Source organism: Kitasatospora sp. NBC_00315 (assembly GCF_041435095.1).
Classification (GTDB): domain Bacteria; phylum Actinomycetota; class Actinomycetes; order Streptomycetales; family Streptomycetaceae; genus Kitasatospora.
Genome location: NZ_CP108025.1, coordinates 3,778,643 through 3,804,314, shown reverse-complemented (window position 1 = coordinate 3,804,314; position 25,672 = coordinate 3,778,643). Strand labels below are relative to the sequence as shown.

Sequence of the window (25,672 nt, the reverse complement as noted above, 5' to 3'; positions counted from 1 at the left end):
GGCGGTGAAGGGGAAGTCGTCCCGCCCGCCGGAGCGGCGCTCAGCGGGCGCGCAGCCCGTCCAGCAGAATCGTCAGCAGCCGCTCCCCGGGCCCGTTGCCGGGTTGACCGTCCGTGAGCCGCTCGCCCTGGAGCCCGCTGTCCACCGCTGCGGCGTCCGGGGCCCAACCGGGCGGCGTCCCGGCGTCCGATCCGTCGAGCGAGCCCGCCTGCCAGGCGTGCACCGGCACCGAGGCGGTCAGGACCAGCACCACGTCGGAGACGGTGACACCCGGACGCAGTTCGCCCGCGGCGCCCGCGCGTGCCACCAGAGCGGCGAGCAGTTGGAGCAGCAGCCGGGGGTCGGCGTCGATGCTCCCGGTCGTCCCACCGGGCACCACCGGCGTGGAGCTCCCGGGGCGCGGGTGGTCGGCCCGCGCCGCGGACTCCCACGACTCGGTGCCGCGCTGCCCAGGGATCCGGCCCAGCTCCCGGGCGTACCGGAAGGCCTCCGGCGGCAGCAGTCGCCCGGCGCCGCTGCCGACCGCCCGGGCCAGGTAGCCGGCCAGCGCGTCCCAGGGGCCGGCGCCGTTGTACAGCGACTCGCGGGCCTGGGCGGTCAGCCAGGCCACCTCCTCGGCCGCGATCCGTCGGACCAGCACCTCCTTGCTGGGGAAGCGCCGGTAGACCGTGCCGACACCGACGCCGGCCCGGCGGGCGACCTCCTCCATCGGCGCGTCGTACCCGAACTCGCCGAACACCTCGCGGGCCGCCCGCAGCACGCTCTCCAGATTGCGCCGGGCGTCCACCCGCAGCCGCGCTCCCGAGGCGCGCGGGCTCCGTCCGCCGGTCCGCGCGACGGCGTCCGGCGCCGCGCCCCTGGACGGCTCGGGGGCGCTCTCCCGCTGGGGAGTCTCGGACCCGCCCAGGACGGCGAACGCCGGCTCCGGCGGCAGCGCCGCGTGCGGCGACGGCTGCTGGGCCGGCCGGTACGGCACACCCGCGTACGACACGCCCTGGTACGGCGGCGGGTCGGCAGGGCCGCGCTGCTCCGGTACGACACCCTGGCCGCTCTGCGGCATGCCCGCCCGCCCCAACAGTCGCTCCTGCTCCATCATCCCAACTCTCCCCCACAGGCGCCCGATCCCGGGCCCTGTATCACCCGCCACCACACCCCCCGGTGCGGCCGGACCTGTGCGGGGCCACGGCCGCGGCGCGGCCGGCAACCCCTCTGCGGACTCGTCCGGGACAACCCTTCCCCGGAACGCCCGTCGGCAGTCGGATCCCCGGCCGACGGTTGAGGTGGCCATGATGGCCGCTCCCGGGCGACGATGTGCCCGATCCGACGGGCCGGGCCCCCTCCGACACACAATCCGACCATAGTTCAGGCAAGTTCGCGGCCGAAAGTGTCCCGAATCCCGTCACTCCCGCACATCTGCTCCCCGTCCGGCCGCATCCGTCCCGGCGGATCCGGCACGGACTGTGGACAAGACGGGCCCCGGCAGTGCGTCATGGATGCGTGAAGCAGGTCACATCGGTAGGGGGTGCCCCCATCAGGATTCTGGTCGTCGGCGGCGGCTGCGCCGGAATGTCCGCCGCACTGCGTCTCCAGCGCGGTCTCAGAGACCGGCTCCGGCGCGGGGAGGCCGAGATCACCGTGGTCGAACCGCAGCCGTACCTGACGTACAACCCACTGCTCGCGGAGGTCGCGGCCGGCTCGATCGACCCCCGGCACGTGGTGGTGCCGCTGCGGCGGGTGCTGCCCGACTGCCAAGTGCTCACCGCCCGGATCACCCGGATCGAGCACGCGACCCGCCGGGCCTGGGTGCGGGCCGCGTCGCCCGGTGAACCGTCCGCGCCGACCGAACTGGGGTACGACGTCCTGGTCGTCGCGCCCGGCTCGGTCTCCCGGACGGCGCCCGTGCCGGGCCTCGCCGAGCACGGTCTGGGCTTCTCGACCGTCGGCGAGGCGGTCGGCCTGCGCAACCACGTCCTCGAACAGCTCGACCTCGCCTCCTCCACCCGGGATCCGGCGCTCCGCCAGGCGGCCCTCACCTTCGTCTTCGTCGGTGCGGGCTACGCGGGGGTGGGCGCACTCGCCGAGCTGGAGGACATGGCCAGGTACGCGGTCCGCGGCTACCACAACATCGTCCAGGAGGACCTGCGCTGGGTGCTGGTGGAGGCCACCGACCGCATCCTCACCGAGGCCGGGGCACACGGGAGCGGGCCCGGGCTGGCCGCCCACACACTGGCCGAGCTGCGCGACCGCAGCGTCGACGTACGGCTCTCCACCACGCTGGAGTCCGCCGTCGACGGTCTGATGACCCTCTCGGACGGCAGCCGGTTCGCCGCCCGCACGCTGGTCTGGACGGCCGGCGTGCGGCCCGCCCCGCTGCTGCGTGAGACCGACCTGCCGCTGGACGCCGAGGGCCGGGTCCGCTGCCTGCCCAGCCTGCAGGCCCTCGGACCGGACGGGGCGCCGCTGCCCGGCGTCTGGGCGGCCGGCGACTGCGCCGCGGTGCCCGATCCGTACGCCGACGGCGCACCCTGCGCCCCGAACGCGGAGCACGCCTTCGCACAGGCACAGCTGCTCGCCGACAACGTGCTCGCCTGGCTCGCCGCCACCGGCCAGGCGGTCGGGCAGCCGCCACCCCAGCGCTCCTACCTGCCGGACCTCGCCGGCTGCTCCACCTCGCTGGGGATCGGCCGGGGGGTCGCCGACACCCGCCGGGGCAGGATCACCGGCCGCCGGGCCTGGCTGCTGCACCGGGCCAGGCACCTGCGCCGGCTGCCGACCGCGGATCGGCGGGTACGGGTGCTGACGGACTGGCTGCTCGCCGGACTGTTCACCCGCGAGGTGGTCTCACTGGGGACGGTGGAGCACCCGCGCTCCGAGTTCGAGGCGGGCTTCCCGGACGGGGGGCAGGCCGGGCGTGGGTGAGATGACCACGCGACTTCCGGAATGGCCCCTCCGCCTGACAGGATCGGCCCAACGAAGTCATCACCCGGTGTGCAAGCTCGCATACAAAACGTGATGATATGCCTGGAAGAACCCGAGGAAGCGGCCGTCGTTTGAACCTCATGCGCTGGAGCGCCCGGCTCACCGGAGCCCCGAGGCGTACCGCCCCGCACCGCGGGGCGGCGACGGCCGCGCCCGCGGGCGACGGCACGGCGGCCGGTACCGCCCTCGCGACCCTGCACGGGGCCGCGCACGGAGCGGTGCACGCACCCCCGGGGAGCGCTCCGGCGGACGCCGAGGGCGACCCGGTGGTGGTCCCCGGCCAACGGGAGCGGGTCCTGGTGGCCGGCCTGTTCGACCTGCGCGACGTCCACGAGCTCTACGACCTGCGCGAGGTGCTCGGCAGCCTGCCCGCCCCCGTGGCCGTCACCCACGGGCCGCGCCACCAGCTGGGCTACGCCAACCGCGCCTACCACGAGCTCTTCGGGGAGCGCCCGGTCGGCCTGCCCGCCGCTGACGCGCTCCCCGAGCTCGCGGCCCTGGGGGTGATGCCGCTGATGGACCAGGTGATCCGCAGCGGGCGCCCGCGCAGCGTGAAGGCCCGCCGCATCCACGGGCCCAACGGCCACCGCTACTACAACGTCTCCTGCGTGCCGCTGGGCGCCGGCGAGCACGGCGGCGGAGCCGGCGGCCGCGGCGTACCGGCCGGGGTCCTCGTCTACGCCGCCGAGGTCACCGACCAGGTCCTCGCCGCCACCAGGCTCCGGGAGGCCGAGCGACGCCAGCGGGAGGCGGCCGTGACGCTCCAGCGCAGCCTGCTGCCGCAGAAGCTCGAACAGCCCGCCGGCCTGCGCGTCGCGGCGACCTACCAGCCGGGCGGCGCCGAGGCCGCCGTCGGCGGCGACTGGTACGACGTGATCGGTATCGGGGGCGGCCGGACCGCGCTGGTCATCGGCGACGTGATGGGCCGAGGTCTGCGCGCCGCCGCCGTGATGGGCCAGCTGCGCACCGCCGTGCGCGCCTACGCCCGACTGGACCTCCCGCCGCACGAGGTGATGCGCCTGCTCGACGGCATCGCCATGGAGATCGACGCCAACCAGATCGCCACCTGCACCTACGCCGTCTGGGATCCGGACCGCAGCAGCCTCACCTATGCCTCGGCCGGCCACCTCCCGGTCATGCTCCGCTGCCCGGACGGGACGGTGCTCCGCAGCGAGGAGCAGAACGGCCCGCCGCTGGGCACCGGCGGCGGCGTCCACCTCTCGCACACCCTGCGACTGCTGCCGGGCACCACCGGCGTCCTCTACACGGACGGCCTGGTGGAGCGCCGTGACGAGGACATCGACCAGGGGCTGGACCTGCTGGCCCGCACGCTCGGCGGCCCGGTCGGCACACCCGAGGTGGTCTGCGCCCGGCTGCTCCGTGCGATGGGCGTCACCGCCGAGCACGACGACGACGTCGCCGTGCTGGCCTTCCAGCTGCCGGCCGCCCCGGCCCCTCTTGACTCTCCCCGCTGACAGGTCTAGTGTTCTTCGAGCTGCCTGGCTGGGAGAAACGGACGCGCGATCCGCACGGACGTTCCCGGGGTGGCCACTCTCCGAAACACCTCTTCAGCAAGAGCCCTGGTCCGCGCCTTGTCGCGTTCCCGTGCGAATTGCTGTGCGCGGCAATTCGGAAGGTGGGTCGGATTCGCCTTTCGGGGCGGGGCTGAGCTAAGGTTTGAGGCATCGGACGGGCCGTCAGGTCGGTTCGGTGAAAGCCTTCCGAAGGCCGGAACGCACGAAAGACTCTGGTAGAGTCTGGGAGTGCCGAAAGGCCGAAGGAAAGCAGGTCAGGGAAACGAAACTCCGGTAAACGGAGCGGCGAACATCTGATAAGCTTGAAACACGAAAGAACGAAGCGCCCGGAGAGACCGTGAGAGCGGCTCGAAGGAAGTGTCCGTTCCTTGAGAACTCAACAGCGTGCCAAAAGTCAACGCCAGATATGTTGACATCCCCGGCCCGGGTCGTTCGATCCGGGTTGGAGATTCCTTTAGTAAAAAACACTAGCGAGGACGCAGTGCGCGGGGCTTCCCTATTCCGGGGGTCGCCGCGCCGCTCAACGCGGGTGGCCGCTCGATTACGAGCAGACATGCACGGAGAGTTTGATCCTGGCTCAGGACGAACGCTGGCGGCGTGCTTAACACATGCAAGTCGAACGGTGAAGCCCTTCGGGGTGGATCAGTGGCGAACGGGTGAGTAACACGTGGGCAATCTGCCCTGCACTCTGGGACAAGCCCTGGAAACGGGGTCTAATACCGGATATGACCTTCCTCCGCATGGGGGTGGGTGTAAAGCTCCGGCGGTGCAGGATGAGCCCGCGGCCTATCAGCTTGTTGGTGGGGTAATGGCCTACCAAGGCGACGACGGGTAGCCGGCCTGAGAGGGCGACCGGCCACACTGGGACTGAGACACGGCCCAGACTCCTACGGGAGGCAGCAGTGGGGAATATTGCACAATGGGCGAAAGCCTGATGCAGCGACGCCGCGTGAGGGATGACGGCCTTCGGGTTGTAAACCTCTTTCAGCAGGGAAGAAGCGCAAGTGACGGTACCTGCAGAAGAAGCACCGGCTAACTACGTGCCAGCAGCCGCGGTAATACGTAGGGTGCGAGCGTTGTCCGGAATTATTGGGCGTAAAGAGCTCGTAGGCGGCCTGTCGCGTCGGATGTGAAAGCCCGGGGCTTAACCCCGGGTCTGCATTCGATACGGGCAGGCTAGAGTGTGGTAGGGGAGATCGGAATTCCTGGTGTAGCGGTGAAATGCGCAGATATCAGGAGGAACACCGGTGGCGAAGGCGGATCTCTGGGCCATTACTGACGCTGAGGAGCGAAAGCGTGGGGAGCGAACAGGATTAGATACCCTGGTAGTCCACGCCGTAAACGTTGGGAACTAGGTGTTGGCGACATTCCACGTCGTCGGTGCCGCAGCTAACGCATTAAGTTCCCCGCCTGGGGAGTACGGCCGCAAGGCTAAAACTCAAAGGAATTGACGGGGGCCCGCACAAGCAGCGGAGCATGTGGCTTAATTCGACGCAACGCGAAGAACCTTACCAAGGCTTGACATATACCGGAAACGGCCAGAGATGGTCGCCCCCTTGTGGTCGGTATACAGGTGGTGCATGGTTGTCGTCAGCTCGTGTCGTGAGATGTTGGGTTAAGTCCCGCAACGAGCGCAACCCTTGTTCTGTGTTGCCAGCATGCCTTTCGGGGTGATGGGGACTCACAGGAGACTGCCGGGGTCAACTCGGAGGAAGGTGGGGACGACGTCAAATCATCATGCCCCTTATGTCTTGGGCTGCACACGTGCTACAATGGTCGGTACAAAGGGCTGCGATGCCGCGAGGCGGAGCGAATCCCAAAAAGCCGGCCTCAGTTCGGATTGGGGTCTGCAACTCGACCCCATGAAGTTGGAGTTGCTAGTAATCGCAGATCAGCATGCTGCGGTGAATACGTTCCCGGGCCTTGTACACACCGCCCGTCACGTCACGAAAGTCGGTAACACCCGAAGCCGGTGGCCTAACCCGTAAGGGGAGGAGCCGTCGAAGGTGGGACCAGCGATTGGGACGAAGTCGTAACAAGGTAGCCGTACCGGAAGGTGCGGCTGGATCACCTCCTTTCTAAGGAGCACATAGCCGGATGTGAGCGAATGTCTCGCACGGTTGCTCATGGGTGGAACGTTGACTATTCGGCACGGTTCGGTCTCATCGACCGCGAGTACTGCGCTTCGGCGCGTGGAAAGCATCTGGTGGGGTTGGGTCGTGGCGGGCACGTTGTTGGGTCCTGAAGGAACGGCCGTGATGGTCGTTGCTTCAGTGCCGGTCCTACTTGAGATGCGTCGTGGACGCGTTGATGGTGGGTGACTGGTCGTTGTTTGAGAACTGCACAGTGGACGCGAGCATCTGTGGCCAAGTTTTTAAGGGCGCACGGTGGATGCCTTGGCACCAGGAACCGATGAAGGACGTGGGAGGCCACGATAGTCCCCGGGGAGCCGTCAACCAGGCTTTGATCCGGGGGTTTCCGAATGGGGAAACCCGGCAGTCGTCATGGGCTGTCACCCATACCTGAACACATAGGGTATGTGGAGGGAACGCGGGGAAGTGAAACATCTCAGTACCCGCAGGAAGAGAAAACAACCGTGATTCCGGGAGTAGTGGCGAGCGAAACCGGATGAGGCTAAACCTGTTACGTGTGATACCCGGCAGGGGTTGCGTAGTAGGGGTCGTGGGAAAGTTCTTCAGTCGTCTGCCGGCGGCTGGGTGAGTCAGAAACCGTTGGTGTAGTCGAAGGACATGCGAAAGGTCCGGCGTAGAGGGTAAGACCCCCGTAGACGAAACATCAGCGGCTCACTTGAGCTTCTCCCAAGTAGCACGGAGCCCGAGAAATTCCGTGTGAATCTGGCGGGACCACCCGCTAAGCCTAAATATTCCCTGGTGACCGATAGCGGATAGTACCGTGAGGGAATGGTGAAAAGTACCGCGGGAGCGGAGTGAAATAGTACCTGAAACCGTGTGCCTACAAGCCGTGGGAGCGTCGGATGTGCAGCTTGCTGTGTGTCTCGTGACTGCGTGCCTTTTGAAGAATGAGCCTGCGAGTTTGCGGTGTGTAGCGAGGTTAACCCGTGTGGGGTAGCCGTAGCGAAAGCGAGTCCGAATAGGGCGTTTGAGTTGCATGCCCAAGACCCGAAGCGGAGTGATCTAGCCATGGGCAGGTTGAAGCGGAGGTAAGACTTCGTGGAGGACCGAACCCACCAGGGTTGAAAACCTGGGGGATGACCTGTGGTTAGGGGTGAAAGGCCAATCAAACTCCGTGATAGCTGGTTCTCCCCGAAATGCATTTAGGTGCAGCGTCACGTGTTTCTTGCCGGAGGTAGAGCACTGGATAGGCGATGGGCCTCAACGGGTTACTGACCTTAGCCAAACTCCGAATGCCGGTAAGTGAGAGCGTGGCAGTGAGACTGTGGGGGATAAGCTCCATGGTCGAGAGGGAAACAGCCCAGAACACCGACTAAGGTCCCTAAGCGTGTGCTAAGTGGGAAAGGATGTGGAGTCGCAGAGACAACCAGGAGGTTGGCTTAGAAGCAGCCACCCTTGAAAGAGTGCGTAATAGCTCACTGGTCAAGTGATTCCGCGCCGACAATGTAGCGGGGCTCAAGCACACCACCGAAGTCGTGTCATTGCAGCTATAGGGCCAACGCCTGCTGTGATGGGTAGGGGAGCGTCGTGTTCCGGGTGAAGCAGCGGAGGAATCCAGTTGTGGACGGGACACGAGTGAGAATGCAGGCATGAGTAGCGATACAAGAGTGAGAAACTCTTGCGCCGATTGACCAAGGGTTCCTGGGTCAAGCTGATCTGCCCAGGGTAAGTCGGGACCTAAGGCGAGGCCGACAGGCGTAGTCGATGGACAACGGGTTGATATTCCCGTACCCGCTTTGAAGCGCCAACGTCGAACCTCTGAATGCTAAAGCCGTGAAGCCGGCCCGGAGTCTTCGGACAAAGGGACGTGGTGGAGCCGCTGACCCAACAGGGTAGTAGGTGAGCGATGGGGTGACGCAGGAAGGTAGTCCAGCCCGGGCGGTGGTTGTCCCGGGGTAAGGGTGTAGGCCGAGTGATAGGCAAATCCGTCACTCATTGAGGCTGAGACCTGATGCCGAGCCGATTGTGGTGAAGTGGATGATCCTATGCTGTCGAGAAAAGCCTCTAGCGAGTTTCATGGCGGCCCGTACCCCAAACCGACTCAGGTGGTCAGGTAGAGAATACCGAGGCGTTCGGGTGAACTATGGTTAAGGAACTCGGCAAAATGCCCCCGTAACTTCGGGAGAAGGGGGGCCGGAACTGGTGATGAGTCTTGCACTCTGAGCTGGGGCCGGCCGCAGAGACCAGCGAGAAGCGACTGTTTACTAAAAACACAGGTCCGTGCGAAGCCGTAAGGCGATGTATACGGACTGACGCCTGCCCGGTGCTGGAACGTTAAGGGGACCGGTTAGTCGAGATTCGTCTCGGCGAAGCTGAGAACTTAAGCGCCAGTAAACGGCGGTGGTAACTATAACCATCCTAAGGTAGCGAAATTCCTTGTCGGGTAAGTTCCGACCTGCACGAATGGCGTAACGACTTCTCGACTGTCTCAACCATAGGCCCGGTGAAATTGCATTACGAGTAAAGATGCTCGTTTCGCGCAGCAGGACGGAAAGACCCCGGGACCTTTACTATAGCTTGATATTGGTGTTCGGTTCGGCTTGTGTAGGATAGGTGGGAGACTTTGAAGCGGCCACGCCAGTGGTTGTGGAGTCGACGTTGAAATACCACTCTGGTCGTGCTGGATGTCTAACCTGGGTCCGTGATCCGGATCAGGGACAGTGTCTGGTGGGTAGTTTAACTGGGGCGGTTGCCTCCTAAAGAGTAACGGAGGCGCCCAAAGGTTCCCTCAGCCTGGTTGGCAATCAGGTGTTGAGTGTAAGTGCACAAGGGAGCTTGACTGTGAGACCGACGGGTCGAGCAGGTGCGAAAGCAGGGACTAGTGATCCGGCGGTGGCTTGTGGAAGCGCCGTCGCTCAACGGATAAAAGGTACCCCGGGGATAACAGGCTGATCTTCCCCAAGAGTCCATATCGACGGGATGGTTTGGCACCTCGATGTCGGCTCGTCGCATCCTGGGGCTGGAGTAGGTCCCAAGGGTTGGGCTGTTCGCCCATTAAAGCGGTACGCGAGCTGGGTTTAGAACGTCGTGAGACAGTTCGGTCCCTATCCGCTGTGCGCGTAGGAATATTGAGAAGGGCTGTCCCTAGTACGAGAGGACCGGGACGGACGAACCTCTGGTGTGCCAGTTGTCCTGCCAAGGGCATGGCTGGTTGGCTACGTTCGGGAGGGATAACCGCTGAAAGCATCTAAGCGGGAAGCCTGCTTCGAGATGAGTATTCCCACCTCCTTGAGAGGGTAAGGCTCCCAGTAGACGACTGGGTTGATAGGCCGGATGTGGAAGCCCTGTAAGGGGTGGAGCTGACCGGTACTAATAGGCCGAGGGCTTGTCCTCAGTTGCTCGCGTCCACTGTGTTGTTCTGAAACAACGACCCCGTTTTTCCCGGGCCACGGGGAGAGCGGTGCGGTGACAGTTTCATAGTGTTTCGGTGGTCATAGCGTGAGGGAAACGCCCGGTTACATTCCGAACCCGGAAGCTAAGCCTCACAGCGCCGATGGTACTGCAGGGGGGACCCTGTGGGAGAGTAGGACGCCGCCGAACAATCATTCCGAAGAAGCCCCCTCCCGTTCGGGAGGGGGCTTCTTTGCGTTGTGGTCACGACCGGTGACGTAGGGTCAGGGCCATGGGAGCTAAGCGGAGTTACACGCGGGCCGGGAGCGCGATCGACGCGGGAGCCGTGCTGGAGGCCCCGGACGAGGTGCAGGATCTGTTGGCGGCCGCCGCCCGCGAGGACGGCCGGGAGGCGGTGTCCGAGCAGGGCCGGCTCCGGTTGCGGTCGGACCGGGCACGACCCGGTGTCGTCCACCTCGTCCAGACCGGGACGGCGGCGGGTACCCCGCAGGGAGAGCCGGACGGATCGGACGGGCCGGTCGGATACGCCCAACTCGAGCTCGCCGAGGCCGGCGAAGGCGGGACGGCAGGTGGCACCGCCGAGCTCGTGGTCCACCCGGGCCGGCGCGGCCGGGGCTTCGGGCGGCAGCTCGTCGACGCGGTCCTGGCCGAAGCCGGCGGACCGGTCGACTTCTGGGCCCACGGCGGCCATCCGGGCGCCCGGCACCTGGCGCGGGAGTTCGGCGGTGAGCTGGTCCGTGAGCTGCGGCAGATGCGCAGGTCCGGTGCGGCCGTCGAGGAGGTGTCGCTCCCCGAGGGCGTCACGCTCCGGACGTTCCGTCCCGGCCTGGACGACGCCCGGTGGCTGCGGCTGAACGCGCTCGCGTTCGCCCACCATCCGGAGCAGGGCTCCTGGACCGAAGCGGATCTCGGCGATCGGCTGGCCGAACCGTGGTTCGACCCGAACGGATTCTTCCTGGCCACCCGTGGCGAACGGGTGGTCGGCTACCACTGGACCAAGGTCCACCCGGCGACCGCGGACGCGCCCGCGCTCGGCGAGGTGTACGTGGTGGGAGTGGACCCGGCGGAGCAGGGCGGCGGCCTCGGCCGGGCGCTGACCGCCGCCGGCCTGCGGCACCTGACCGGGGACGGACCGGGCGACCGGGGCCTGGAAACCGTACTTCTCTACGTCGATGCCGACAATCCGGCCGCGGTGCGGGTATATGAACGGTTGGGATTCACCATCCACGAGGTGGACCTGGTGTACCGCGTCCAGACGGGGGACCGGTAGGGCCGGACGGGCGACGGGCCGGAGGCTTCGCGACCCCGGCCCCGACCGATTCAGCTTTCCTCCTGGCCATGCGGTGTTTACCGTGGATTCAATTGCCGCCGCGAAGATCACAGGATGAAGTCCGTAGTGTCTCGTTCGCGCAGCGTCAACCGGCACCCGCAGGCCGGCCGTCATCCGGCCGCTCCGGGTGGGTGGGCACTGGCGCTGGGTGAGCACGACGGTTCGCCGGGTCACTCGGACCGCGTCCTGTTGGAGGAGCTGGAGCCCATGAGCATCCCCCGCCCCGTCTCGGTACCGCTGCCCTCTCCCGCCCTGATGTCCGGCACGCTGGGGATGCCCCCGGAGCCCTTCGCGGCCGAGGACGAGGATCTGGAGGAGTTGCCCGAAGGCCGCTTCCTGGACCGTGAGCGCAGCTGGCTGGCGTTCAACGAGCGGGTCCTGGAGCTGGCCGAGGACCCGGACATCCCGTTGTTGGAGCGGACCAAGTTCCTGGCGATCTTCGCCAGCAACCTGGACGAGTTCTTCATGGTCCGGGTGGCCGGGCTGAAGCGCCGGATCGCCACCGGTGTCGCGACCCGCTCGGCCGCCGGGCTCCAGCCGCGCGAGGTGCTCGACCAGATCTGGAAGCGTTCGCGCGAGCTCATGGCGCGGCACGCCGCCGCGTTCCAGCAGGAGGTGCTGCCGGACCTCGCGTCCGAGGGCATCGAGCTGGTCCGCTGGTCGGAGCTGGCCGACAAGGAGCAGGCCCGGCTGCACACGCTCTTCCGGCAGAAGATCTTCCCGGTGCTCACCCCGCTCGCGGTGGACCCGGCGCACCCCTTCCCGTACATATCGGGGCTGAGCCTGAACCTGGCCGTGGTGGTGCGCAACCCGGTGTCCGGACACAAGCACTTCGCCAGGGTGAAGGTGCCGCAGTCCCTGCTGCGGTTCCTGGAGGCGTCCCCGGAGCGCTACGTCCCGCTGGAGGACGTGATGGGGGCGCATCTGGAGGAGCTCTTCCCGGGGATGGAGGTGCTCGCCCACCACGCGTTCCGGGTCACCCGCAACGAGGACCTGGAGGTGGAGGAGGACGACACCGAGAACATCCTCAAGGCGCTGGAGAAGGAGCTGATGCGCCGGCGCTTCGGCCCGCCGGTGCGGCTGGAGGTCGAGGAGTCGATCGACCCCTACATCCTGGACCTGCTGGTGCGGGAGCTGAACATCACCGAGGCCGAGGTGTTCCCGCTGCCGGGGCCGCTGGACCTGACCGGGCTGTTCGGCATCGCCGGCCTCGACCGGCCGGAGCTGAAGTACGCCAAGTTCGTCGCGGGTACCGCCCGGGGCCTGACCGACGTGGAGTCGGCCTCCCAGCCGGACATCTTCGCCGCGATGCGCGAGCGGGACGTGCTGCTGCACCACCCGTACGACAGCTTCTCGACCTCCGTCCAGGCCTTCCTGGAGCAGGCCGCCGGCGATCCGGACGTGCTGGCCATCAAGCAGACGCTCTACCGCACCTCCGGTGACTCGCCGATCGTGGACGCGCTGATCGACGCGGCCGAGTCGGGCAAGCAGGTGCTGGTCCTGGTGGAGATCAAGGCGCGCTTCGACGAACAGGCCAACATCAAGTGGGCCCGCAAGTTGGAGGAGGCCGGCTGCCACGTGGTGTACGGCCTGGTCGGGCTGAAGACACACTGCAAGCTCTCGCTGGTGGTCCGGCAGGAGGGCGACACCCTGCGCCGGTACTCGCACGTGGGGACGGGCAACTACCACCCGAAGACGGCCCGGCTCTACGAGGACATCGGTCTGCTGACCTCGGACCCGCAGGTCGGCGCGGACCTCTCCGACCTGTTCAACCGGCTCTCCGGCTACTCCCGCCGCGAGTCCTACCGCCGGCTGCTGACCGCTCCGCGCGGGCTGCGGGACGGGCTGATCGCGCGGATCCACGGGGAGATCGCGCACCACCGGGCGGGCCGCCCCGCGTTCGTCAAGATCAAGGTCAACTCGATCGTCGACGAGGCCGTGATCGACGCGCTCTACCGGGCCTCCAGGGCCGGCGTGCCGGTGGACGTCTGGGTGCGCGGGATCTGCGCGATCCGGCCCGGGGTGGAGGGGCTGAGCGACAACGTCCGGGTCCGCTCCGTGCTCGGGCGCTTCCTGGAGCACTCGCGGCTCTTCGTCTTCGGCAACGGCGGGGATCCGGAGGTGTGGTTCGGCAGCGCCGACATGATGCACCGCAACCTGGACCGCCGGATCGAGGCGTTGGTGCGGGTGGCCGATCCGGCGCACCGCGCCGAGCTGTCGGGCCTGATCGACCTCGGTGTCTCCGACGAGACCGAGTCCTGGCACCTCGGCCCCGACGGGGCCTGGACCCGCCATTCGCTCGACGCCGACGGGCGCAGGCTCCGGCACCTGCAGGACCTGCTCATCGACTCGCGCCAGCGCCGCCGCGCCTCCTCCTCGGCCCGCTGAGGCCAGCAGCAGCCGGCACCATCCCCGGGGGAGGGTCCCCCGGGGGGACGGGGATTTGACCAAGCCATGACCGATGCGCCGATGACGGCCCCCGGGCCGTCCACCGCCACCGCAGGGGAGATCCTCTCCCGCCACCTCACCGCCCAGGCCGGCGCGTTCCTGCGCGCCCTGCCGCAGGCGGTCGGCGAGGTCGGGTCGAGACCTGGCGCCGTCGTGCTGCCGTCCGCCGGGACCTCCGACCTGCTCCGGGCGGTCCGGCGGATCGGCGGGGCGCTGCACACCTTCGCGGCGAGTTTCGAGGAGGCCTGGGCCGAGGAGTCCCGGAGGGAGCTGCGCTGGCTGCTCAACCTGCTCGCGCAGGAGCCCGGCTACCTGCGGCGCTCGGCCCGGCTGCTGGCCGCGCTGGACTCGCTGAGCGGCAGCGAGCCGGACGGCCCCGGGATGCTCGCCGGGCACGCCGGCGCGCCCAAGGCCCGGGCCCTGCTGGACCGCCAGCTGACCCTGGCCCGCACCCGTGCGCACTCCGCCGTCCTGCAGGACCTCCGCTCGGCCCGGCTGCACGCGCTGGCGGACCGGATGACGCTGCTGGTCGGTGAGACGCCGCTGCTGGCCGCGGGCGGCGAACTCGCCCCCCAGGCGGCCGGCGCGCTCGACGCGCTGGCGGCCGGCGCCCGGGCCCTGCCGCTGGACCGGGCCTCGACCCCGTACGGCGGGGACGGGCTGCGCCGGCTCGGCTCGGTACCGGCCCCGGCCCGCGCGCAGGCGCCGGCGGTGCGGGGTCTGCTGGACGCGGACGCCGCGCTGGCGGCCGACGACGCGCCCTGGCACCGGGTTCGGATCCTGGTCAAGCGCGCCCGGTACGCGCTGGAGGTGTGCGCCCGCCCCGCCGCCGGGCTGGACGGGCTGGACCGGGTGCTGGGACGTCACCAGGAGGCGTCCGACGCCGCCGTCACCGCCGCCACCGCGGCGCGAACCCCGCGGATCACCCCCGCGACCGCCTATGTGCTCGGCGTGGTGCATGCTGATCAGCGACTGGAGGTCGAGGCGGCACGCTATGCCTTCGGCCGCCAGTGGCCAGAACTGTCCCTCGGCCTCGATGCCTGGGGAGCACCCCCAGCACCACGGATGGCATGAATGGGCAACCGCCTGACCGGCAAGAGTGACGACCGCCCGGCGGGCGCCGCGAGGATGAGCGCCACCGGGCGGCCCGCGGTGCCCGCCGAGGGCGAGCAGCGGCGGCGGTTGCGCGAGGCGAAGAAACAGGGCGGACCCGGCCGGCTCCAGAGCGTCCAGCAGGACGGGGCGAAGCGGTCGCGGCGTCACCCGGGGGCCAGGGCGACCGGGCACGTCCCGACGATCCTGGCGGCCGGGGCGGTGCTCTGGCTGCCCGGGCGCGAGAAGAAGCACGGCAAGGGCCTCGGCCGGCCGCGGATCGCGTTGATCCACCGGCCCAAGTACGACGACTGGAGCCTGCCCAAGGGCAAGCTGGACCCGGGCGAGAGCATGACGCAGGCGGCCCTGCGGGAGGTCGAGGAGGAGACCGGCATGCGCTGCGTGCTCGGTCCCGAACTGCCGACCCAGCACTATCTGGCGCAGGGCCGGCCCAAGGAGGTCCGGTACTGGGCGGCGGTGCCCTCCGGCGGGGCCTTCGCGCCCAACCGCGAGGTCGACCGACTGGAGTGGCTGCCGGCCCGCAAGGCCCGCGCCAGGCTCACCCACGACCGGGACCGGCTGCTGGTGGACGCGCTGCTCGACCTGTTGGGCGCCCGGCCGCTGGCCCGCGGCTAGCGCCCGCTCGGCCGCCCACGTGGGCGGCCCCGGCCGTGGGGCCGCCCGGAGCGCCCCGGACGGCTGTCCCGGACCGCGGCTCCGGACGGCGGGCCCGGATCACCGCTCCGGGGCACCCGTCGTCGGCAACCGGCAGCGGGTCCACGGTCCCCGTACCGCCGTCGCGCCGGCCGTCGACAGCCGGCGCCGGTGCGCCCCGCCGGACACCCGACCGAGTGATCTTCCCGCGCCCTCCCCGTGACGCAACCGTGACTACCTGACGCTGTTTCCTGCCATCCTTTCGAGGTTCACTCTCCGTTCACTTGTGACCGGCTGACGCGTCACCTGCCCGCCCTAACTTCGGGTTTACCGGAGGGCCGAACGGGCCCCGGACCACAGCAGAACCAGTGCCCATCCCTATCGTCCGAGCACATACCGCCGGACGCGGACGGCACGGGGGATGCCACAGAAAGGGACACCCTGTGAAGCTCCAGCGGAACGGCCGCTCCAAGGCCCTCGTCGTCGGTGCCCTGGCGCTCGTCAGCTCGCTGTCGCTCGCCGCGTGCGGCTCGGACGACAACAACACCAGCACCACGTCTGCTGGTGGCTCGTCCAGCGCCACGGCCGCCAAGATCAACTGTGGCAAGGCCGGTGCCCTGGTGGCCGCGGGCTCGACCGCCCAGTCCAACGCGATCGACGTCTGGAAGACCAACTTCGGCAACGCCTGCAGCGGCTCCTCGGTCAACTACAGCGGTGGCGGCTCCGGCGCCGGTGTGCAGCAGTTCACCCAGGGCAAGGTCCAGTTCGCCGGCTCCGACTCCGCGCTCAAGCCGGCCGAGGTCGACGCCACCAAGGCGGTCTGCACCGGCGGCCAGGGCATCGACCTCCCGATGGTCGCGGGCCTGATCTCGATCGTCTTCAACGTCGACGGCGTCGACAAGCTGACGCTCGACGGCCCCACCACCGCCAAGATCTTCGACTCGCAGATCACCAAGTGGAACGACCCGGCCATCGCCGCCCTCAACCCGGGTGTGACGCTGCCGGCCGCCGACATCCAGGCGTTCCACCGCTCGGACGACTCGGGCACCACCGACAACCTGACCAAGTACTTCGCGAAGGCCTCGGGCGGCGCCTGGGCCTACCCGAACAGCAAGACCTGGGCGGGCAAGGGCGGCCAGTCGGCCAGCGGCAGCGCGGGCCTGGCGGCCCAGGTGAAGCAGGTCAAGAACTCGATCAGCTACGTCGAGCTCTCCTTCGCCCAGACCAACAGCCTGAAGAGCGCCTCCATCAACACCGGCGCCAGCAAGCCGGTCGAGGCCACCGCCGCCAACGCCGCCACCACCTTCGCCAAGGCGAAGATCGCCGGCACCGGCAGCGACCTCACGCTGAGCCTGGACTACGCGACCAAGGACGAGGGTGCCTACCCGCTGGTCCTGGTCACCTACGAGATCGTCTGCGACAAGGGCAACAAGGCCGAGACCCTCGACACCCTGAAGTCCTTCCTGACCTACGCGATCAGCGACGAGGGCCAGAAGGCCATCGGTGACACGGGCTACGTCCCGCTGCCCCAGGAGCTCGCCGCCAAGGTCCAGGCCGTCGTCCCGACCCTGGCCTGACCCGGTCGGCCCGCACGGGCCGACCCACCGGTGAGGCGGCCCCGTACGACCAGGGGGGCAGGGGCCGCCCCACCGGGTACCACACACCGCAAGCACGTCCGGGGCACCGCCGCCATGGTGCCGCCCCCTCGGGGCAGCGCCACCAGACCGGAGTAGACCAATGACTTCATCCGTCCCTGCCGATGCGCGAAGCAGGGTCCGCGCGCGCAGGAGCAGTCAGCTCGGCGACACCATCTTCTTCAACGCGGCCCGCGGCTCGGGCATCCTGCTGCTGGCCATCATGGCCGCCATCGCGGGATTCCTGACGTACCGCTCGGTGCTCGCGCTCAGCAAGAACCAGGGCAACTTCCTCACCACCTTCGAGTGGACGCCGGACGCTCCGAAGCCCGTCTTCGGCATCGCCGTCCTGACCTTCGGCACCATCGTCAGCGCCGTGATCGCGATGGCGATCGCGGTGCCGGTGGCGATCGGCATCGCACTCTTCATCTCGCACTACGCGCCACGGAGGATCGCCCAGCCGTTCGCCTACCTGGTCGACCTGCTGGCCGCCGTGCCGAGCATCGTCTACGGGCTCTGGGGCGCGCTGTTCCTCGTCCCGCACCTGGACGGTCTGACCAGCTGGATGGACCAGTACCTCGGCTGGACGTACATCTTCGACCAGAGCCGCGCGGGCACCACGCCGCGCACCCTGTTCACGGTCGGCATCCTGCTGGCGATCATGATCCTTCCGATCATCACGGCCGTCAGTCGTGAGGTCTTCCGGCAGGTCCCGCGGATGCACGAGGAGGCGGCGCTCGCGCTCGGCGCGACCCGCTGGGAGATGATCCGCACCTCGGTCCTGCCGTTCGGCCGTCCCGGCATCATCTCGGCCTCGATGCTCGGCCTGGGCCGGGCGCTGGGCGAGACCATCGCGGTGGCGGTCGTGCTCTCCTCGAACAGCGTGCTCTCGCTGCACCTGCTCGACCCGGGCGGTGGCACCTTCGCGCAGAACATCGCGCTGAAGTTCAACGAGGCCGGCGCTTTCGGCCGGGACGCGCTGATGGCCTCCGGCCTCGTCCTGTTCGTGATCACCCTGCTGGTGAACGGTGCCGCACGCATTATCGTCGCGCGCCGCAAGGAGTACTCGGGGGCCAACGCATGAGCGCCGTGACCACTACCGCCGCCGCGTCGGCCGTGCCGCAGCTGCACCGCCGGCTCACCACCGCCCGGCTGCCCACGTGGGCACCGGCCGCCATCGCCGCGGTGTCCATCGCGATCGGGTGCGGGATCGGCGCCGGCTTCGGCCTGGCCAGCCACCTGCAGTGGGGCCTGATCGCCGCACTGCTGTTCATGATCATCAGCTACACCCTCTCGGCCCGGATCGAGGGCCGCCGGCAGGCCAAGGACCGCTTCGCCACCTCGGTGGTCTGGGTCGCCTTCGTGCTGGCCATCGTGCCGCTCGCCGCGCTGATCTTCTACACCGTGCAGCAGGGCATCGGCGTGGTGGACGCCAACTTCCTGACCCACTCGATGAGGGGCGTGCGCTCGTCGGGCCCCGGTGGCGGGATCTACCACGCGCTGATCGGCACCCTGCAGCAGGTCGCCCTGGCCACCGTGATGGCGGCCCCGGTCGGACTGCTCACCGCGGTCTACCTGGTCGAGTACGGCCGCGGCCGGCTCGCCAAGACCGTGACCTTCTTCGTCGACGTCATGACGGGCGTCCCGTCGATCGTCGCCGGCCTGTTCGTTCTCTCCGTCTGGATCCTCGGTTTCGGCTTCAGCTACTCCGGCTTCGCGGGCAGCCTCGCGCTGGCCATCCTGATGATGCCGGTGGTCGTCCGCTCGACCGAGGAGATGCTCAAGCTCGTCCCGAACGAGCTGCGCGAGGCCTCGTACGCGCTCGGCGTGCCGCGCTGGAAGACCATCCTGCGGATCGTCATCCCCACCGCGATCGGCGGCATCACCACCGGTGTGATGCTCGCGGTCGCCCGCATCACGGGCGAGACCGCGCCGGTGCTGATGCTGGTGTTCGGCGCCGACATCATCAACAACAACCCGTTCCAGGACCCGCAGCAGTCGCTCCCGATGTACATCTGGCAGCAGTACGCCATGGTGAACAACGACTTCGGGTACGCCCGTGCCTGGGGTGCGGCACTGGTGCTGATCGCCTTCGTGATGGGGCTCAACCTCATCGCCCGTGGCATCGCACGCTGGCGCTCACCCAAGACCGGGCACTGACGGACCGACTGACGTAGCAGTAATCACTAGCGGCACTGCCGCGGGCGAGAGAAGACGAAAGATCATGGCCAAGCGCATCGACGTCAGCGGACTGTCCGCCTACTACGGCACCACCAAGGCCATCGAGGACATCTCGATGACCGTCGAGCCCCGCTCCGTGACGGCCTTCATCGGCCCCTCCGGCTGCGGCAAGTCGACCTTCCTGCGCACCCTCAACCGCATGCACGAGGTCATCCCCGGTGCCCGCGTCGAGGGCAAGGTGATGCTGGACGACGAGAACCTCTACGGTCAGAACGTCGACCCGGTGGCCGTGCGCCGCACGGTCGGCATGGTCTTCCAGCGCCCCAACCCGTTCCCGACCATGTCGATCTACGACAACGTCGCGGCCGGGCTGAAGCTCGCCGGCGTGAAGAAGAAGTCCGTGCTGGACGGCGTGGTGGAGCGCTCGCTCAAGGGCGCGAACCTCTGGAAGGAGGTCCAGGGCCGGCTGAACAAGCCGGGTGCGGGCCTCTCCGGCGGCCAGCAGCAGCGCCTGTGCATCGCCCGTGCCATCGCGGTCGAGCCGCAGGTCCTGCTGATGGACGAGCCCTGCTCGGCGCTCGACCCGATCTCCACCCTCGCCGTCGAGGACCTGATCGGCGAGCTGAAGTCGCAGTTCACCATCGTGATCGTGACGCACAACATGCAGCAGGCGGCCCGCGTCAGCGACCGCACCGCCTTCTTCAACCTGGCCGGGGTCGGTCAGCCGGGCAAGCTGGTCGAGCTGGACGACACCCAGCGGATCTTCTCCAACCCGTCCGTGCAGGCGACCGAGGACTACATCTCCGGCCGCTTCGGATAACCCGCTGTCGCGCCCTTCTGGGGGAGCGGCGACCACACGAGCTGCTTCGCGGTGCTGCATGGCGGTGCCGCCGCGGAGTATGAAGAAGGGCCCGCCCCCGAGATGTGGGGGCGGGCCCTGTCATGTGCCCGGTGCGTGGCCGCCTCGGCCGGGCGGGCGGCCGCGGTCCCGGTTCGCACCGGCCCGCGGCGGTCGGGCGCTAGCCGAAGATCAGGTCGGTGATCCAGTAGACGATCGCGGCCACCAGGGCGGCCGCCGGCATGGTGACGAACCAGCCGAGCACGATGTTCTTGGCGACGCCCCAGCGGACCGCGCGGACCCGCTTGGTGGCACCGACACCCATGATCGCCGAGGTGATCACGTGGGTGGTGGAGATCGGCGCCTTGAAGACGTACGAGGTGATGTACATGATCGTCGCGGCGGTGCTCTCGGCGGCGAAGCCCTGTGGCGGGTCCAGCTCGATGATCTTCCGCCCGAGGGTCCGCATGATCCGCCAGCCACCCGCGTAGGTGCCCAGCGAGAGCATGGTCGCGCAGGAGATCTTCACCCAGACCGGGATGTCCTGGCTGCTCTGGTGGCCGCCGATGGTGAGGGCGAGCACCACGATGCCCATCGTCTTCTGGGCGTCCTGAAGACCGTGTGCGAGGGCCATGGCGGCGGCCGACGCGGTCTGGGCGACCCGGAAGTTGCGCTTGGCCTTGTGCGGGTTGGCCTTGCGGAACAGCCACAGGATGCCCAGCATCACCAGGTAGCCGCAGATCAGGCCGACGATCGGCGAGACGATCATCGGGACGATGATCTTGTCGATGACGCCGCTCCAGATCACGCCGGTGCCGCCGGCGAGCGCCGCGCCCACCATGCCGCCGAACAGCGCGTGCGAGGAGGAGGACGGCAGACCGAAGTACCAGGTGGTCAGGTTCCAGGCGATCGCGCCGACCAGCGCGCCGAACAGGATGATCATGCCCTGGCTGCCGGTCGGGGTCTCGATGATCCCGCTGGACACCGTGTGCGCGACCCCGCTGCCGAGGAAGGCACCGGCCAGGTTCATCACCGCGGCCATCGCCAGCGCCGCCCGTGGGGTGAGCGCCCTGGTGGAGACCGAGGTGGCGATGGCGTTCGCCGAGTCGTGGAAGCCGTTGGTGTACGTGAAGAAGAACGCCACGCCGATGACGGCGATCAGTGCTGCCGTGTCCACGCTGGTCAGGACTCCTTGACGGCGATGGTCTCCACCGTGTTGGCGACGTGCTCGAAAGCGTCCGCCGCCTCTTCGAGGACGTCCACGACCTGCTTCAGCTTCAGCACCTCGATGGCCTCGTACTGGCCGCTGAACAGGTGGGCGAGCAGCTTGCGGTGGATCTGGTCGGCCTGGTTCTCCAGGCGGTTGACCTCGATCCAGTACTCGGTGAGGTTGGACATGCTGCGCAGGTTCGGCATCGCCTCGGCGGTCAGCTCGGCCGCCCGGGCGAGCACCTCGATCTGCTGCTCGATGCCCTTGGGGAGGGTCTGGATGTCGTAGAGGACGACCAGGTCGACCGCCTCCTCCATGAAGTCCATGATGTCGTCCAGCGACGAGGCGAGGTTGTAGATGTCCTCGCGGTCGAAGGGCGTGATGAAGGAGGAGTTCAACTGGTGGAACACCGCGTGGGTGGTGTCGTCACCCGCGTGCTCGGCGGCGCGCATGCGCTCGACGATCTCCGCGCGGGCCGACACGTCTGCACCCAGCAGTTCCAGCAGGAGCTTCGATCCCACGACCAGGTTCTCCGCGGCTGCGGTGAACATGTCGTAGAAGCTCGTCTCCTTCGGGGTCAGGCTAAAACGCACGGAAATCTCCGATGTGCGGGGTAGGGACTGAACGATGCTAGGCGCATGCGGTCGCAACCGTGCAAACGGGGGGACGGCCGGGGAACCGGAGGGTCCGCTTCCGGGACCGGTCGCGGACCGGATGAGCCACCGCACATCTGTGTGCAGGCACGTGCCACAGTCTGACGGAACCTCGGGCTTATTGTCCCCACCGTGCACCTGCGGATCCGGGGCACCGCCCGTACGGAGGAACACCGCGGCGCCCCCGGTCGTTCAGCACGGGAGGCCGGCGCGCCCCGCCGTCCGCGCAGGTCGGGACCGGTCCGAGGGCTCGCGGTCCGGACCGGTGCGGCGGGTACGGACGGCAGGCGCGGACCTCGGACAGGTACGTCGGGGGCTCCGCCGGGTACGACACCCGTGACGCGGGCGATGATGACCGGGCGGGCACCGGGAGCCACCGCACGAAGCCAGACGAGCCAGACGAAGGCGGGCCGGATGACCACGACCGACACCCAGGGGACCGACACTCAAGGGACCGACGCCCGGGCGACCGACGGGCAGGCCGGGCACGCGCCGGACCCGCACTCGCACGCGGGGCCGCACAGCTACAGCGCCCAGAAGGAGGCCCATCTCAAGCGGCTGCGCCGGATCGAGGGCCAGATCCGGGGGCTGCAACGGATGGTCGACGAGGACACCTACTGCATCGACGTGCTGACCCAGGTGTCGGCGAGCACCAAGGCACTCCAGTCCTTCGCGCTGTCGCTGCTGGAGGAGCATCTGCGGCACTGCGTGGCTGCCGCGGCCGAGGAGGGCGGCGTGGAGCTGGAGGCGAAGGTGGCGGAGGCGACCGCCGCGATCGGCCGGCTGCTGCGCAGCTGAGGAGGCGCCCCGGGGGGCCCGGTCTCACCGGCGGATCGGCGGCGTTGCCGGATCGCCCGGACTGCCGGACTGCCGGGCTCTCAGGTGCGCCGGATCCCGGCGCGGTCGGGCCGCTGCGCTCAGGCCCGACCCGACGGTGCCTACGGCCCCGGGTCGGCGGCCACCGGGCGGCCGTCCGCGGGGGGCCGTGGCCGGCCGGGGGCGTCCAGCAGCACCTCGTCGATGCGCTCGGTCGGCAGACGCTCGCCGCTGGAGGAGGTCGCGGCGATCATCAGTTCGCCGGCCAGCTCGATCTCGTCGAGAGCCGCATCGTCATGGCCACCGTCGCGGCCGCCGGAGGACGACACCACCTGCACCACCCCTTCAGTGCCCCGCCTGCGCGCGGGGCGTCGCCGCCCCGGTGCCCAGCCTAGGCACTCCGCGGCCCGGCCACATGGCACGGACGGGCCATCTCCGGGCGGCCGAAACGGGTGGGCCGCCCTCGCCGCCGATCCGTCCCCGTCGCCGATCCACCCGGCACGCCACGTCGGCCGGCCGCCGGGCCGCCACCACCCGGATCGGGTCGGTCATCGGGCCGACCCGACGGCCGGCCTACTTCGGGGTCTCGGTGGCGTTCATCGAGTAGATGTCCCCGGCAGCGGGTTCGGCGGCCTCCACGGGTGAGCCGAAGTCAGTCAGCGAGGTGGTGGAGGTGACCTTGACCTGGTCCTTGGCGTCCTTGGAGCCGGCGACCCCGGCGAACGCGAACACCTCGACCACCTTGTGCAGCCTGCCCTGCCCGTCCAGCCAGACCTCGTACGGGACCTCCTTGACGGTGAAGGTCTGGGCCGCCATCCGCAGCCCGTCCGCTCCCCGCCCGCCGGTGGCGTCGGCGGCCTTGGCGAGGTCGAGCGTGCCCCGGAAGTGCTTCAGCTCCACACCGCCGACCGTCTCGGTACCCACCAGTTCGGCCTTCTGCGCCCCGCGCAGTGCGCCGGCGGCGCCGGCCGGGTCGGTGGCACCGCTGCTCACCAGGTTCCCGTCGGGCAGCTGCCGCACGTCCAGCTTGACCCACTTGCCGGCCGGCACCTTCGCCCCGCTGTTCTGCAGGTAGACGAGCCCGGGCAGGACCACCTCGACGATCTTGCCGGTGGTCGCGGCCCCGGGCGGCACGGCGACCTCCAGCCGGCCGATCCGCCGTACGTAGTCGTACCCGCCGGTGCCGGTGAAGGTGGCCTTCTTGGCGGCGGACTCGGTGACCAGCTCGGTCGAGGCGCGCGCCGAGCCGGTGCGGCCGGTGATGTCCGCGGCGCCGCGGACGGCCGTCAGCGGGTCGGCGGAGAGCTGGTCGGCCGACACGCCCTGCTGCTGCCCCGCGACGCCCGCGACGCCCGAGCAGGCCGCCAGCCCGGTGAGGGCGGCGGCGACCGCCGCGGCCCTCACCGCCGATCTGACGTACGGCAGCAGCTGGCTCTGGTTCGGCATCTTCATCTCGCGACAACCCCCTCGGGCCCGGTGCCCGGAAAGCCCCCACCCCCGGTGGGCAGAGCTCTTTCCGGACAAACGAGTTGGGGCTCGCGGGGTTACGCGCGACCCGGCGCGCGCAGGGTGTCGCGCGCCGGGTTGGAAGGGCGTTACGGTGAGGTACGTGCACAGTGAGCTGTCGGTCCGCCCCGACTCGGCCCAGATGCCCGACCACCGCGTGGAGATCTCCGAGCGCGGCTCCTTCTGCTTCGCCAGCTGCAGCTGCGGCTGGTACCGGCCGGCGCGCCGCTCCCGTGAGCTGGCCCGACGCGAGGCCGAGGAACACCTCGCGGAGATCGGTGCCGCCCCACCGAACTGAGGCCGGGACGGCGTGCCTGCGCGCTGGGACGGGGACCGGAGCCCGGTCGGTCCACCCCGCCGGGTATCAGGCGCGAGTCGGTCCGCCCCCGCGGGGTCTCAGGCGGCGAGATCCGGCTCCCGGTCCGACTCCCCGGTCCGTACCCGCCCCGGGACGGCGGCCTTTCGGCGCCGTCCGCCGCGGCCCGTGCCGGCGGGCGCGCCGCGTCCGGCGGCCACGACCAGCGGGGCCGCCGCGGTGCGGGTCAGCGCGTGGCAGAGCGGGACCAGGACGGCCATCGCGATCGGCGCCAGCAGCAGGACGACCGCGGTGGCGAGCGCGAAGCCGCCGATCACGTCGGTCGGGTAGTGCACGCCCATGAACATCCGGCAGAAGCCCTGCAGGAGGGCCAGAGCGCCGCCGATCCAGCCGAGCCGCCGGTTCACCAGGAACAGCGCCACCGCGATGCCCATCGACATCGTCGAGTGGTCGCTGACGAAGGAGTGGGTGCCCTCCTTGCCCGCCACCAGGACGTCCAGCCCGGTGTGGTCGACGAAGGGGCGCGGCCGGTTCACGATCGCGGCGATCGGCAGGTTGGCCAGCTCGGCCAGGGCGACCGCGAGCGGGGCCCAGAGCAGCCCCGCGACGGCCACCGGGGCGTCCGGCCGCCGACGGGCCTGGAGCCAGCCGGTCAGGCAGAGCGCGGCCAGGCCGAGCAGGATGCCGTACTCACCGATCCAGGAGACGGTCGAGTCCAACCAGGCCGGGGAGGACTCGGCCAGGCCGTTGACCGCGTAGAGCAGGCCGAGATCCGGGTTGCCGGTGTCGGCGAGTGGCACCGCCACGCCGCACCTCCTTCTGGTCCGCTGCTCCTGTGGTTCCGGCCGGGGACGGCCCAGCCCAGGGAGCTGACACAGAACCACCGGACACAACGTCACCGCCGGGGCACAGGGTTCCACGGAAACCCGCGGTTATGGAAACTTGACTCGCCGTCCACTTCGTACGCACAGCGCGA

The 25,672-nt window shown here is 69.1% G+C and carries 17 protein-coding genes, 3 rRNA genes and 1 pseudogene; 15 read left to right on the top strand and 6 right to left on the bottom strand.

The window, feature by feature from the left end; all coding sequences use genetic code 11:
• Positions 1–40 precede the first annotated feature (40 nt).
• On the bottom strand, positions 41–1,096 hold the full coding sequence (locus OG823_RS15430) for a TetR family transcriptional regulator (protein WP_371480116.1): 1,056 nt from the start codon (positions 1,094–1,096) through the stop codon (positions 41–43).
• A 386-nt stretch (positions 1,097–1,482) separates the two neighbouring features.
• On the opposite strand from OG823_RS15430, the gene OG823_RS15425 reads away from it, so the two are divergent.
• From OG823_RS15425 to pstB, 13 genes and pseudogenes are all read left to right on the top strand, one after another.
• Entirely contained in the window at positions 1,483–2,919 is a 1,437-nt protein-coding gene (locus tag OG823_RS15425) for an NAD(P)/FAD-dependent oxidoreductase (protein WP_371480115.1), read from the top strand.
• 131 nt (positions 2,920–3,050) lie between these two features.
• Positions 3,051–4,436, top strand: a pseudogene (locus tag OG823_RS15420) (PP2C family protein-serine/threonine phosphatase); the annotation flags it as partial.
• Between the two features lie 632 nt (positions 4,437–5,068).
• Positions 5,069–6,592 (top strand): 16S ribosomal RNA (locus OG823_RS15415).
• 286 nt (positions 6,593–6,878) lie between these two features.
• Positions 6,879–10,000, top strand: a 23S ribosomal RNA gene (locus OG823_RS15410).
• Positions 10,001–10,090: 90 nt separating this feature from the next.
• Positions 10,091–10,207 (top strand): 5S ribosomal RNA (gene rrf / locus OG823_RS15405).
• The 16S, 23S and 5S rRNA genes sit together here, the layout of an rRNA operon.
• An 82-nt stretch (positions 10,208–10,289) precedes the next feature.
• Positions 10,290–11,288: a mycothiol synthase gene (mshD, locus tag OG823_RS15400; RefSeq protein ID WP_371480114.1), complete on the top strand. Its 999-nt coding sequence runs from the start codon at positions 10,290–10,292 to the stop codon at positions 11,286–11,288.
• Positions 11,289–11,555: 267 nt separating this feature from the next.
• Positions 11,556–13,736 carry an RNA degradosome polyphosphate kinase gene (locus tag OG823_RS15395; RefSeq protein WP_371480113.1) on the top strand — a complete coding sequence of 727 codons (2,181 nt, stop codon included), beginning with the start codon at positions 11,556–11,558 and terminating at the stop codon, positions 13,734–13,736.
• Between the two features lie 66 nt (positions 13,737–13,802).
• Entirely contained in the window at positions 13,803–14,870 is a 1,068-nt protein-coding gene (locus tag OG823_RS15390; RefSeq protein WP_371480112.1) for a CHAD domain-containing protein, read from the top strand.
• A 222-nt stretch (positions 14,871–15,092) separates the two neighbouring features.
• Entirely contained in the window at positions 15,093–15,524 is a 432-nt protein-coding gene (locus tag OG823_RS15385) for an NUDIX hydrolase (protein WP_371484493.1), read from the top strand.
• A 461-nt stretch (positions 15,525–15,985) separates the two neighbouring features.
• Positions 15,986–17,119: a phosphate ABC transporter substrate-binding protein PstS gene (gene pstS / locus OG823_RS15380; RefSeq protein WP_371480110.1), complete on the top strand. Its 1,134-nt coding sequence runs from the start codon at positions 15,986–15,988 to the stop codon at positions 17,117–17,119.
• A 160-nt stretch (positions 17,120–17,279) separates the two neighbouring features.
• Complete coding sequence (gene pstC / locus OG823_RS15375; RefSeq protein WP_371480109.1) at positions 17,280–18,260, top strand: phosphate ABC transporter permease subunit PstC; 981 nt, start codon at positions 17,280–17,282, stop codon at positions 18,258–18,260.
• Positions 18,257–19,336: a phosphate ABC transporter permease PstA gene (gene pstA / locus OG823_RS15370; protein WP_371480108.1), complete on the top strand. Its 1,080-nt coding sequence runs from the start codon at positions 18,257–18,259 to the stop codon at positions 19,334–19,336. Before pstC ends, pstA begins: the two co-directional genes overlap by 4 nt.
• A 64-nt stretch (positions 19,337–19,400) precedes the next feature.
• Entirely contained in the window at positions 19,401–20,177 is a 777-nt protein-coding gene (gene pstB / locus OG823_RS15365) for a phosphate ABC transporter ATP-binding protein PstB (protein WP_371480106.1), read from the top strand.
• Between the two features lie 199 nt (positions 20,178–20,376).
• On the opposite strand, the gene OG823_RS15360 is transcribed toward pstB, so the two are convergent.
• A complete protein-coding gene (locus tag OG823_RS15360) occupies positions 20,377–21,372 on the bottom strand; it encodes an anion permease (protein WP_371480104.1) in 996 nt (331 codons plus the stop codon).
• 5 nt (positions 21,373–21,377) lie between these two features.
• On the bottom strand, positions 21,378–21,998 hold the full coding sequence (locus OG823_RS15355) for a DUF47 domain-containing protein (RefSeq protein ID WP_371480102.1): 621 nt from the start codon (positions 21,996–21,998) through the stop codon (positions 21,378–21,380).
• Between the two features lie 474 nt (positions 21,999–22,472).
• Here OG823_RS15355 and OG823_RS15350 point away from each other — a divergent pair, with 474 nt between their 5' ends.
• Positions 22,473–22,856, top strand: a complete 384-nt coding sequence (locus tag OG823_RS15350; RefSeq protein ID WP_371480101.1) for a metal-sensitive transcriptional regulator — start codon at positions 22,473–22,475, stop codon at positions 22,854–22,856.
• 140 nt (positions 22,857–22,996) lie between these two features.
• Here OG823_RS15350 and OG823_RS15345 read toward each other — a convergent pair whose 3' ends face one another.
• Positions 22,997–23,206 (bottom strand): hypothetical protein, encoded by a 210-nt coding sequence (locus OG823_RS15345; RefSeq protein ID WP_371480100.1) that lies wholly within the window; start codon positions 23,204–23,206, stop codon positions 22,997–22,999.
• Between the two features lie 241 nt (positions 23,207–23,447).
• Positions 23,448–24,326 (bottom strand): hypothetical protein, encoded by an 879-nt coding sequence (locus OG823_RS15340; RefSeq protein WP_371480099.1) that lies wholly within the window; start codon positions 24,324–24,326, stop codon positions 23,448–23,450.
• Positions 24,327–24,483: 157 nt separating this feature from the next.
• Between OG823_RS15340 and OG823_RS15335 the strand changes: the two genes are divergently transcribed.
• A complete protein-coding gene (locus tag OG823_RS15335; RefSeq protein ID WP_371480098.1) occupies positions 24,484–24,678 on the top strand; it encodes a hypothetical protein in 195 nt (64 codons plus the stop codon).
• Between the two features lie 98 nt (positions 24,679–24,776).
• Here the strand turns inward: OG823_RS15335 and OG823_RS15330 are convergent, their stop codons facing one another.
• Positions 24,777–25,502 (bottom strand): phosphatase PAP2 family protein, encoded by a 726-nt coding sequence (locus tag OG823_RS15330; RefSeq protein WP_371480097.1) that lies wholly within the window; start codon positions 25,500–25,502, stop codon positions 24,777–24,779.
• Positions 25,503–25,672: the final 170 nt, after the last annotated feature.